The sequence below is a fragment of the Trichocoleus sp. DQ-A2 genome, assembly GCF_039961915.1.
Taxonomy (GTDB): Bacteria; Cyanobacteriota; Cyanobacteriia; order Cyanobacteriales; family FACHB-T130; genus FACHB-T130.
Genome location: NZ_JAMPKD010000036.1, coordinates 39,499 through 51,414 on the forward strand (window position 1 = coordinate 39,499; position 11,916 = coordinate 51,414).

Below are 11,916 nucleotides of genomic sequence, written 5' to 3' on the forward strand. Positions count from 1 at the left end.
TATACTGATTAAACTTCCGAAAATGAGCATCAACCTAACGGGTTATCAGCTTTCCACTTTACCTCTTCATGAAGGAGCTAAAACAGTTATTTATCAGGGGACTAGAGAGGCTGAACTAATCTCTGTAAGTGTAAAAGCCCTTAAAGCCGAATATCCCACTCTTGAAGAAATTTCTCGATTGAGACATGAGTATAAAATTTTACTCCCTTTGGATATCGAAGGGGTTGTTAAATCACTGGCATTAGAAAACTATAACAACGGTCTAGCGTTAGTATTAGAATATTTTGACGGAGAATCTCTAGAAAAAGTTATCAAATCTCCCCTGAAAACTGATTTAAACCAGTTTCTTCCGATTGCTATTCAGCTAGCAGATACCCTTGCCGCCTTGCATCAAAACCAGATTATTCATAAAGATATTAAACCACACAATATCCTAATGAATTCTAAAACTGGTCAAGTTAAGATTATAGATTTCAGCATTTCATCGCGTCTTTCTAGAGAAACTCAAACACAAGGTAATCCCACTTTACTAGAAGGCACCCTTGCCTATATGTCGCCCGAACAAACAGGGAGAATGAATCGGTCGATTGACTACCGTACCGACTTTTATTCGTTAGGCGTCCCCTTTTATCAAATGCTGACGGGAAATTTACCTTTCTCTTCTACTGACCCGCTGGAACTTGTTCATTTTCACATAGCTAAACAACCTGTTTCTCCCAACCAAATCAATCCAAACATCCCGGCATCAATTTCAGCGATTGTAATGAAATTATTAGCTAAAAATGCTGAGGATCGATATCAAAGTGCCCAAGGATTCAAGGTAGATTTAGAGGAATGCCTCGTTCAATTGCAAAGAAATGGCAAAATTGAAGATTTCCTGCCAGGTCAGCGAGATAAATCTGGGCAATTGCTCATTCCTCAAAAACTGTATGGTCGTGAAACTGAAGTAACTACCCTAATGGATGCCTTTGACCGAGTCAGTGCTGGAAATACTGAGATGATGCTAGTTTCTGGTTATTCAGGCATTGGTAAATCTTGCTTGGTTCAAGAAGTTCATAAACCCGTTGTGCGTCAGCACGGATATTTTATTGCGGGTAAGTTTGACCAGTTTAAGCGAAATATTCCTTATGCTGCTCTGATTCAAGCTTTGCAAGAATTAATCCGGCAACTATTAACAGAAAGTCAGGAACAGATAGTTTTTTGGAAAGAAAAGCTAGAAAATGCTTTGGGGTCGCAAGGTAAGATTGTTATTGATGTTATACCCGAAGTCGAGCTAATTATTGGAGTTCAGCCAGAAGTTCCGCACCTAGAACCCAGTGAATCTCAAAATCGCTTCAACCGGGTGTTTCAACAGTTTATTCATGTCTTTACAAAGCCAGAACATCCGTTAGTTATTTTCTTAGATGACTTACAGTGGGTAGATTCAGCTTCTTTAAAATTCATCGAACTGCTGATGACTGAACCCGACAGTCAATATCTGTTAATGATTGGTGCCTATCGAGATAATGAAGTTAGCCAAACTCATCCGTTGATGCTGGCTTTGGACGAACTAAAAAAAACAGAGGCAGTTGTCAATAACATTATTCTTCGTCCTTTGGATATTGAAAATGTCTATCAATTAGTAGCTGATACCCTTCAAGAAACCGAAAGATCGAAGGAAATCGCTGAGCTTGTCTTTCATAAAACTCAAGGTAATCCCTTCTTTTTAACACAACTGCTTCAGACACTTTATTCTGAACGCTTTTTACGTTTTGACTTTGTTGAAAGTCGCTGGCTCTGGAATCTCGATCAAATTCAAAGGATTGGGATTACAGATTATAACGTCGTCGAACTGATTGCCAGAAATATTCAAAAATTGTCGAAAAAAACCCAAGAAGTCTTAAAATTAGCTGCTTGCATTGGAAACCAATTTACCTTAGAGGCTCTATCTATTGTCAATGAGCAATCTTTAATCAATACTGCTGACGATTTGTGGGAGGCGCTTCAGGCTGGTTTAGTTTTACCTTTGAGCAATACTTATAAGATCCCTCTATTTTTTGACCAATCAGAAAAAGGAGATTTTCTGATTGAAGATATCAGGATTAGTTATAAATTTTTACATGACCGGGTGCAGCAAGCGGCTTATTCTTTGATTCCGGAAGAGCGGAAAAAATTAACCCACCTAAAAATTGGTCAGCAGTTGTTACATACAACAGCTAAATATGCGCTGGAAGAGAATATTTTTGATATTGTTAACCAGCTAAATATCGGGGTGGAGTTGCTTGCTAAGCAAGCAGACAAAGATGAACTTGCACAACTCAATCTGATGGCTGGGAAAAAAGCCAAAGCAGCATCGGCTTATGAAGCATCTGCCAGATACTTAACCGCAGGACTAAGACTGCTTACTGAAAATAGCTGGCAAAGCCACTACGATTTAACGCTCACACTTCATCTTGAGTCAGCGGAAGCAGAATACTTAAATATCAACTTTGAGCAGGCAGCTACTTTAGCTGAAGTTGCCCTAGAACAAGCGACAAGTTTAATCGACCAAGTAAAAGTAAACGAGCTACAAATACAGATTTATATCTGTCAATTTCAGATGGTTAAAGCCGTCGATACAGGGCTACAAGTTTTGGAACGGCTGGGAATTACTCTCGTAACGTTAACAAGCGACGATAGTTTGGTAGTTGAGTTGCCCGGAATCGCAGACTTAGATAAGATTCCCCCAATGACAGCTCCGGATAAACTAGCCGGGTTGCGAATTCTAAAAACGATTTGTGCGCCTGTCTTCATGGCAAAGCCAGATATTTTTCCGCAGATAATATTAACCATGATTAATCTCTGTATTGAACATGGTAATTCGGCGCTATCTGCTTTTGCTTATGGTTTTTATGGCTTGTTGTTGTCAGGGCTTGGAAAGATAGATGCTGGATATCATGCGGGTAAATTGGCATTAAAGCTTCTAGAACAATTTGATGCTAAAGAACTCAAGGCGAAAGTCTATAACTTGTTTAACGCCAATATTAGACCGTGGAAAGAACACGCTAAAAATAGTGTTGTTCACTTCCAACAAGGGCTTCAAAGCGGCTTGGAAACGGGAGATATTGAATGGGCAAGTTATTGTGGGGCTAACTTTTGCGGATACTTATATTTTACGGGCGATCGCTTAGATTCTATCGTGCAGCAACAAGCCCCTTACATTGAGGTACTTGTAAAGATAAATCTGCCAACAGCTATCCATTTTGCGAATATCTGGAGACAACTGGGATTAAATTTTCAAGGCAAAGCTGCGGATAAATTTCTATTGATTGGAGAAAGTTTTAATGAAGCTGAAACCTTGCCCCAGTTAATTGAATCGAAAGGTGGCACTGGCTTGTTTGTTGCCTATGTTGCCAAGACAATTCTTCTGTATCAATTTAAAGATTACGAGGGCGCGATCGCTAACGCAGCTTTAGCAACAGAGCAAGCTGGATCTGCATTTGGTTTTATGCAGGTTGCTGTACTGAATTTCTACCATTCCTTGGCTCTTTTGGCTCATTATCCCCAAGTTAACGATATCGAGAAACAACAATACCTAAATACAGTAAATGCCAATCAAGAAAATATGAAACACTGGGCGTATCATGCGCCAATGAATTATCAACATAAATACGATTTAGTAGAGGCAGAGAAGGCGCGGATATTCAAACAAACTTCTAGCGCGATGGAGTTGTATGATATCAGCATTCAAAGAGCCAAACAGCAAGGATATATCCAAGAAGAAGCACTGGCTAATGAACTAGCGGCAGAGTTTTATTTCTCACTTGGTAGAGAGAAGTTGGCTCAGTTTTATTTAACTGAAGCATACTATACCTTTATTCGGTGGGGAGCAACGGCAAAATCTAAAGATTTAGAATCAAGATATTCTGAGTTTTTCTCCCGTCTGTTGGTTAGAGAAACGATTAGCATTGAGAAAACTCTGACGACTACCTCCACAACAGGAACAGGTTCTGCTGCACTAGATTTGGCAGCAATTGTAAAGGCATCGATTGCTATTTCATCAGAAATTGTTCTCGAACAATTGCTAGAGAAGTTGATCCATATTTTGGTTGAGACAGCCGGAGCGAGAAAAGGGATTCTTCTATTAAAAGAAGCCAATCAATGGTTGCTAGTTGCTAAAAAGCTTTTGGGCAAACAAAGTTGTTTAGTTTTGCCTTCAATTTCCCTGGAAACTTGCGATGATCTACCGATTTCGCTGATTCACTACATCGAAAGAACTAAAAAAACGGTGGTTGTAGAGTCCGCAGCTACAGAAGGACTCTTTATCAATGACCCATACATTCTGAAAAACCAACCCAAGTCCATCTTAGGGTTGCCTATCTTTCACAAAAGACAGTTGACGGGAATTTTTTACTTAGAAAATGACTTGGCTCAAGGAGTTTTTACCTCAGAACGCTTAGAAGTTCTAAAAGTATTGACATCCCAAGTCGCCATTTCAATAGAGAATGCCCAACTTTACAAAAACCTGCAAGGTTACTCTCACGAACTGGAAATTAAGAATAGCGCTTTATCACAAAAAACTCAGGAACTAGAACAAGCCCTTCATCAGTTACAACAAACTCAGACTCAATTAGTTCAAACTGAAAAAATATCTAGCCTGGGACAACTGGTGGCGGGGGTAGCCCATGAAGTGAATAATCCGGTTGGGTTTATTGGCGGTAATCTGCATCATGCTTCTGGGTATGTACACGATTTGATTAACTTAGTTAATCTTTATCAGCAACATTTTCCCAATCCACCTGCCGAAATCGAAGAGGAAGCTGAGCTAATTGAACTGGATTACCTGATGGAAGATCTGCCCAAATTGCTCACTTCGATGCAAGTGGGAACTGACCGAATTCGAGAGATCATGCAGTCTTTACGCAACTTCTCGCGGGTTGACGAAGCAATCGGAAAGCCTGCGGACATTCATGCTGGGTTAGAAAGCACGTTGATGATTCTACAGCATCGTCTAAAAGCGAACGCGGAGCGTCCGGCAATTGAGCTGGTGAAAGAGTATGGCGAGTTGCCGTTAGTAGAATGTTACGCCGGACAACTTAACCAGGTGTTTATGAATATTATGGCGAATGCAATTGATGCAATCGATGAGGTCATGAGTAAGAGGAAACGGGGAATCGATAATCGACCCGAAAGTGTGAATTACCCCTTGCCGAAGATTTGGATTCACACGGAAGTCATCAATGGTGAAAAAGTAGCGATTCAGATTGCTGACAATGGACCGGGGATGCCGGAAAAAGTTCGACAACGTCTGTTTGAACCCTTCTTTACAACGAAGCCAGTAGGCAAGGGGACGGGGCTAGGTTTATCCATTAGCTATCAGATTGTCGTAGATAAACATGGTGGGCAATTGAGCTGTGTCTCAGCGCCAGGAGAAGGGACGAAGTTTATGATTGAGATTCCGCTCAGGACAGCCCTTTCAAAAGTGTTATAGGGGCGGGAAACGCCCAAAGCTTAAGTACCTAGAAGCGTTACCCAAGATTCTTGTTTTGTGGCGTAGATGAAAAATGGCGATTGGCGCGATCGCTCACGCGAGGAGTCCATCTTTGGCGGAGCTTTTTGCTATTAAGGACGGTAAACTCCTGAAAGACTATCCAAAAGCTTATGATTTTAAAGGTTTACCCTGGGTTTCTGATTGCTGTGCTTTTAGGACTCATCGGGTTAGGACTGGGACTGCTTCAGGAGCGGGTGGAACTCAATTGGGCAAAGTTAGATGCTTCGTTGCTCTCAAAAACGAATGCTTCGCTGCGGGAAAATCCTCCCGGCGTAGGAAAGTTGCCGAACTCTACACCAGTTGCCTCGCCCACAGACGATCGACAAATCCCGCTCATTACGACTCGTCAGGGACTTTTACGGGTGACGAATCAAACCGAGTATCCGCTGCGGCTGGCGTTGCTGACTTATCAGCCACCCACGACATCTTATGGGGAGCCAGCACACTGGGATTTTGCCCCAGGAGAAGGGGGGAGCCAGGGCGTGACCTTATCGTTGCCTGGAGGGGATTTGCAGCTAAAAAAGGGGGATATTTTGGTGGCATTTGCCCAAGATGGTTCCCGCCGGTATTGGGGACCGTATGTTGTGGGTGAGACGCCTCTACCTGTCTGGAATGCTCAGGTGTCGGAATGGCAACTGGTTTTGCAATCTTAGGTCGTAGATAGTCGGGGGTCATTCGTTTATAGTCAGCGGTTAGGAGTCAGTTGTTTTTTCTCCTCTACGGACGAATTACCCATGACTTCCTATCAAGTACCCATTCACCGCTGACAATTTAGGGAACACATAGGTTTTGCCAGAGTCAGGAAGTGCTGCTGGGTAGGCGGGAGTCATGACATCTTGCAATGGGTGCGCTGGCGTCGCATTTCCAGCTAGATTAAGGTCTGGGAAAATGCCTTTTGAGGTTGCCCATTACTGACGGACGGTTCGGGGGTTCATGAAATTTAGGGTTGAGCGAACGGTTAGAAGTTGGTGGAAATCTTGGGAGAAGCATCCCAGCAGGCTGGCGGGTCTATCGATTCTGTGGGTGCTGGTGGTTTGCTGGCTGGCTTTTGTGTGGAATTTAGGGAATATCGGTCTGGTTGATGAAACTGAGCCGCTGTTTGCTGAAGCTGCCCGCCAGATGACGGTGACGGGAGATTGGATTACACCGTATTTTAACGGGGAGACGCGCTTTGATAAGCCGCCGTTAGTTTACTGGCTGATGGCGATCGCGTATAAACTGATTGGCGTCAATGAATGGGCGGTGCGATTGCCTTCGGCGCTGTCTGCGATCGCTGTGACGGGATTAGGCTTCTATACGTTGCGCTACTATGGGCTTCCTTCTCCGAGTGCGGTGACGGGGCAAGCTAGGGATGGGATGATAACGCAGCGTCAGTTGTGGCTATCGGCTTTGCTGGGTGCAGCGGCGATCGCTCTAAATCCAGAAATGATTGTCTGGGGACGCACAGGCGTCTCTGATATGCTGCTAACCGGCTGCGTGGGTTGTGCGCTACTTTCTTTTTTTCTTGGCTATGTCAACACCCAACCCGCGATCCAAACTCGTTGGTATCTCGCTTTCTACGTGCTAGTTGCCTTGGCAATCTTGACGAAAGGGCCGGTCGGCATTGTCTTACCCGTTCTGATTATTGGGGCTTTTCTACTTTACCTGGGCAAGGCTCAGGAAGTGTTGCGGGAGATGTTTCCGATTCGGGGCTTGGCACTGGTGTTGGTTTTGGCAGTGCCTTGGTATGTTTTGGTGATTTTGCGGAACGGCGAAAACTACGTTAATAAGTTTTTTGGTTATCACAACTTGGAACGCTTCACAGGCGTTGTTAATCACCACTGGGCACCCTGGTATTTTTACTTCCTAGTGGTGCTGCTGGGTTTTGCGCCTTGGTCGATTTATTTGCCGGTAGCGATCGCCCGTCTCCGCTTTTGGCAGCGCAGCAAATGGCGGAACTCCCCCCGTTCCACTCATTTAGGTTTATTTGCTCTATTTTGGTTTGCCGGGATCTTTGGCTTCTTCACCGTTGCGGTGACAAAACTCCCCAGCTATGTGCTGCCTTTAATGCCAGCAGCAGGAATTTTGGTGGCACTTTTGTTCAGCGACCAATTGAGGACTGGGGTGAAAGGACTGAGAACTGAGGAAGAAGTCGGTAGTTCAGAATTAGCAGTTAACCAGCCGGAAGGAGAATTCCCCACTCAGTCCTCAGTCCTCAGTCCTCAGCCCTCATTCCTCCGTCCTTTGTTTTGGAGTGGCGTTGTCAATGTGGTGTTTTTATCAGTTCTGGCAGGTGCGCTTCTATACAGCCCAAACTTCTTAGGATATGACCCTGCCGTGCCCGATCTGCGCCAAATGGTTCAACGATCTGGTTTGACGGTGTGGGGAGGCATCATCTGGGGAGCAACCGCTATTTGGACAGGGTGGTTGCTGCTGAAACGACGGCGGTGGCGTTGGCTGTGGACTTCAAATCTAATCGGATTTATGGCTTTTATCATCTTTGTGGTAACGCCTGCCTACTTCATGATGGATCGAGCACGTCAGATGCCGCTGCGGGAATTATCGGCACGGATCGCCCAAGTCCAGCAGCCAGGAGAAGCCATATTAATGATTGGTTTCAAAAAACCGAGTGTCGTATTTTACACGCAGCGCCCGGTGAATTACTTTGCCAAAGTTAGCTCGGCAATGGAATACATTGAAGCGATCGCGGCGACTCAACCCAAGCCACCTTCGGTATTGATTTTGACTGAGCCTAAATATTTAGAGAACACAAAAATACAGCCCAAGGAGTACCAAAATTTAGGCAAAGCCGGTGCTTATCAACTCATTCGGTTGTCAAAACAAATCGTCGCCAGTGTCCAGCATCGACACTCTAGCTAAATGCTAAATTGTTAAACTGCCGCAGCTTGCAGTCATATTAAGCCTGGATAATTGCCCGTGATTAGAACACCTCACGCCCAATGCCTCTGTCTTTTCGCTTAGGGGTTGGGGTGGAGAGGGACAGGAAAAGCAGTGGTTCGGCAATGCTTGTTCGGCAAGCCGACTGGAATATTAGGTGAATAAAATTTCTGGTGGCATCATGATAAAATTCGGCGTTTTGGCACGACTGAGTTTGAAAGGATGAAAGCACCATCTTCAGGAAAAAGGAAAAATTTTTGGCATCAGTGCCGATTGCCGGTTGTTGGTAGCCTAATTTGTAGCCTAATTTTCCTTTGGCTTTTGCTAGCGATGCCGGTGCTCGCTGAAGATTTACCATCGCCGTCACCCGTCACAATAGAAACGCTGCGACAGATGCAGCAACAACTAGATCGGCAGCGGTCTAATTATTCTAAAGAACGCGATCGCTTATCAAAACTCCAAAAAGCCGCGAAGGGACAACTCAGTGGCTTGCAGCAAAACCTGGAATTAACAGGTACCCAGCTTAATGACTACCAGTACCAATTACAAAGAGCCACTCAGGAATTAAAGACGTTACAAGAGGATCTGGCGAGCGCGGAACGCTCTTATCAACAAAAGCAAGCCGCCACAGTTGCCCGTTTGCGTTTCCTGCAACGCCAGCAACTCTCTCACCAAGGATGGGGAATCCTGCTTTCTAGCCAAAATCTCAGTCAATTTTCCGACCGGCGTCGCCAGATCAAATTGGTGTTTCAAGCCGACCAACAAATCTTGAAAAACTTGAAGGCGGAAGCTGACCAAATCGATCGCCAAAAAACCGAGATCGAACAGCAGAAAAACCAAATTGCTCTGATTACCCAGCAATTGCTGGCACAAAAAGCCGACTTTGAAGTTCAGACACAGGCTCAGCAGCAGCTCATTCAACGCTTGAATACTAACCGGCAAGCCTTAGAAGCCGCCGAGAACGTTTTAGCAGAGGATTCCGCAGGGATTAGCACTCTCATTCAAAAACGAGTTGCAGAAGCGAAGGCAAAAAGAGAAAGAGAAGCGGCAGCGAGCAAAGCCATTCTTCGCGGGAGGGACATTATTCGCGGATCGGGTATTTTCAGCTACCCCAGCGATGCGGGAATTACAAGCAATTTTGGTTGGCGAGTCCACCCGATTCTGGGCTACCGCCGTTTCCATTCTGGTCTTGACTTTGGGGGAAGTTATGGCAGCACGATCCGCGCCGCCAACAGCGGAGAGGTAATTTTTGCCGGATGGTATGGAGGTTACGGGAAGGCGGTAATTATCGACCACGGCAATGGCATTACTACCTTATATGGTCACGCCAGCGAAATCTATGTTTCGGAAGGACAATCTGTAAACCGAGCCGATGCGATCGCGGCGGTTGGTTCTACTGGCTTTTCTACGGGACCCCATCTCCACTTTGAAGTCCGTAAAAATGGTACACCCGTAGACCCGATTACCTTCCTTTAGACCTTCCTTTAGGCTTATGGAAACAGACTCGTATCAGCCCTAAAATGGACAATTATTCGGGAATTTAACGGCAAACAATCAGATATTCTTAGTTTTATTGCGCGAGTAGTCTATTTCAACCAAACAAGTGTCAATCTCTTTCTCCAATCCTTCTAAAATCAACAATTTTCAGAAAACACTGAATGTCATCGTCGTCGCCATGCCTGTGGTGGGATTTATTGCTGCGACCCTGGCTATCATCTTCTGGGAACGTGGGGTCCAGCCGCTGGATCTCAGTCTACTCGTAGGAATGTATGCCCTGACTTTCTTTGGCATCACTGTGGGGTATCACAGGTTTTTCACCCATCGTGCCTTTCAGGCTGGGGCATTTGTGCGTGCCTTTTTAGCGATCGCTGGCTGCATGGCAGGTCAAGGCCCAGTCGCCAGCTGGGTGAGCCACCATCGCTGTCATCACCTCTACTCAGATACTCAACAAGACTTCCACTCACCAAATATTCACGGAGAAGGGTTTTGGGGAGTTGTTCAAGGCTTTTGGCACGCCCATACTGGCTGGCTGCTAAACGTCGATTGGACGCCCCCATACCCCTATGTCTCGGATCTCAATCGTGACAAAGTTGTCCAAAAAATCGACCAGCTCTACATCCTTTGGGTGCTACTTTCTCTGTTAATTCCGACGCTTCTGGGTGGAGTCTTAACCGGGTCGTGGTCAGGAGCATTGAGAGGCTTAATCTGGGGCGGAGGTATCCGGATTTTCCTCTTGCACCAGTTTACTTTTAGCGTCAACTCAGTCTGCCACCTTTGGGGAAAACGCCAATTTCCCACAGAAGATCAAAGTAAGAACAATCTTTTCGTCGCCATCATGACCCTCGGTGAAGGATGGCACAATAACCACCATGCTTTCCAGCACTCGGCAAGGTTTGGACTCAGATGGTGGCAACTTGATTTCGGTTGGTTAGGTATCCTCGCCCTCAATCGCTTAGGGCTTGTCTGGAATGTCAAAGTTCCATCCTCAAGCGAAATCGAACTGAAAAGCATCACTTCTTCAGTTGGATAGTGAGTGAATTTGATCCATTAGCCGCTGAAAGCATCTCATTTTGATATAAAACGCCTGGACTAACTCAAAAATGTTGTTAGGCGTTGTTAGAAAGCGTTAAACCCTGATATCCGAAAATTTCCTAGGGGCACGGCAATGCCGTGCCCCTACTTTTAGTGGAGATTACCTGCCTCTACAAATTAGGTTTATAGGAGTTTTCACTCTTAGTGCAATATAAAGAACCTCACCCGCAACCCCTCTCCGTGAACGGAGAGGGAATATTGAATCCCTCCCGGAAAAGCGGGCAGGAGTTGGGGTGGGGTTAAACCATACTGTATCCAATAGAGAATTGCTAGATTTTCTACCGCCATGTTTATGCAACTTTGGCGAATCTGCGATCGCGCAGTCGTCTCGCCTGCGATTAGACAAGTGTAGAAAAATTTCACGCGCTGTTAGTGATTAATGGTTATTCCTCTGTAGATATGAATGGTGCTGAGTTGAAAACTCATCATTAGTACCATTTCGGCGTTGTTGCTCTACATCGTCAGGCTAAGGTTGCCTCACCGTTGGGTGAGAGCAAATCCAAAATCCCCAATTGCTACTGACACATAACCATTAACACGCTAAATCAACTATGTCATATTCTTCTGTTCCTACCGGCATCCGAGATATCTTGAGCGAACGGTTTTCTCTACTGCCTCTGAAATTCTGCATCGATTGCTGGGGGACAGACAAGATAATGACCAATGAAACTTTTGATGACTCGCTTCCTCAACTCACTTTGCAGATTCATCATCCCGGAGTCATCCGGACGCTAATTCTGAGTCAAGATCCTTTGGTTCTAGCGGAAGCTTACCTTCGGGGCTTTTTAGACTTTACAGGTAACATCGACGATCTGATGCTCTTAGCGGTGCTTAAACGAAAAACAAGACTCTAAAAAGGTATAATACAGGCATGGCAACCATTTCACGTTATGGTGTGATAAATGAAAGAGACAACTCCCGCCGCCATGCCCCCTTGC

At 45.1% G+C, this 11,916-nt stretch carries 8 protein-coding genes; 6 read left to right on the forward strand and 2 right to left on the reverse strand.

Annotated features, from left to right (window positions below):
- Nucleotides 1-22: 22 nt before the first annotated feature.
- The 3 genes from NC997_RS25190 (at nucleotide 23) to NC997_RS25200 (ending at nucleotide 8,368) form a co-directional block, all read left to right on the forward strand.
- Nucleotides 23-5,449 (forward strand): ATP-binding sensor histidine kinase, encoded by a 5,427-nt coding sequence (locus NC997_RS25190; protein WP_190523960.1) that lies wholly within the window; start codon nucleotides 23-25, stop codon nucleotides 5,447-5,449.
- 170 nt (nucleotides 5,450-5,619) lie between these two features.
- Complete coding sequence (locus tag NC997_RS25195) at nucleotides 5,620-6,162, forward strand: hypothetical protein (protein ID WP_190523963.1); 543 nt, start codon at nucleotides 5,620-5,622, stop codon at nucleotides 6,160-6,162.
- A 280-nt stretch (nucleotides 6,163-6,442) separates the two neighbouring features.
- The gene (locus NC997_RS25200) at nucleotides 6,443-8,368 is read left to right on the forward strand and encodes a glycosyltransferase family 39 protein (RefSeq protein ID WP_190523965.1); all 1,926 of its coding nucleotides are present in this window, start codon (nucleotides 6,443-6,445) and stop codon (nucleotides 8,366-8,368) included.
- Nucleotides 8,369-8,429: 61 nt separating this feature from the next.
- Here NC997_RS25200 and NC997_RS25205 read toward each other — a convergent pair whose 3' ends face one another.
- Nucleotides 8,430-8,744 (reverse strand): hypothetical protein, encoded by a 315-nt coding sequence (locus NC997_RS25205; protein WP_348239123.1) that lies wholly within the window; start codon nucleotides 8,742-8,744, stop codon nucleotides 8,430-8,432.
- Between NC997_RS25205 and NC997_RS25210 the strand changes: the two genes are divergently transcribed.
- Nucleotides 8,717-9,862 (forward strand): peptidoglycan DD-metalloendopeptidase family protein, encoded by a 1,146-nt coding sequence (locus NC997_RS25210; protein WP_348239124.1) that lies wholly within the window; start codon nucleotides 8,717-8,719, stop codon nucleotides 9,860-9,862. The genes NC997_RS25205 and NC997_RS25210 overlap by 28 nt on opposite strands.
- 127 nt (nucleotides 9,863-9,989) lie before the next feature.
- A complete protein-coding gene (locus tag NC997_RS25215; RefSeq protein WP_190523969.1) occupies nucleotides 9,990-10,916 on the forward strand; it encodes an acyl-CoA desaturase in 927 nt (308 codons plus the stop codon).
- 203 nt (nucleotides 10,917-11,119) lie between these two features.
- On the opposite strand, the gene NC997_RS25220 is transcribed toward NC997_RS25215, so the two are convergent.
- Entirely contained in the window at nucleotides 11,120-11,341 is a 222-nt protein-coding gene (locus tag NC997_RS25220) for a hypothetical protein (RefSeq protein WP_190523971.1), read from the reverse strand.
- 188 nt (nucleotides 11,342-11,529) lie between these two features.
- On the opposite strand from NC997_RS25220, the gene NC997_RS25225 reads away from it, so the two are divergent.
- The gene (locus NC997_RS25225; protein WP_190523974.1) at nucleotides 11,530-11,832 is read left to right on the forward strand and encodes a hypothetical protein; all 303 of its coding nucleotides are present in this window, start codon (nucleotides 11,530-11,532) and stop codon (nucleotides 11,830-11,832) included.
- The last annotated feature ends 84 nt before the right edge of the window (nucleotides 11,833-11,916 follow it).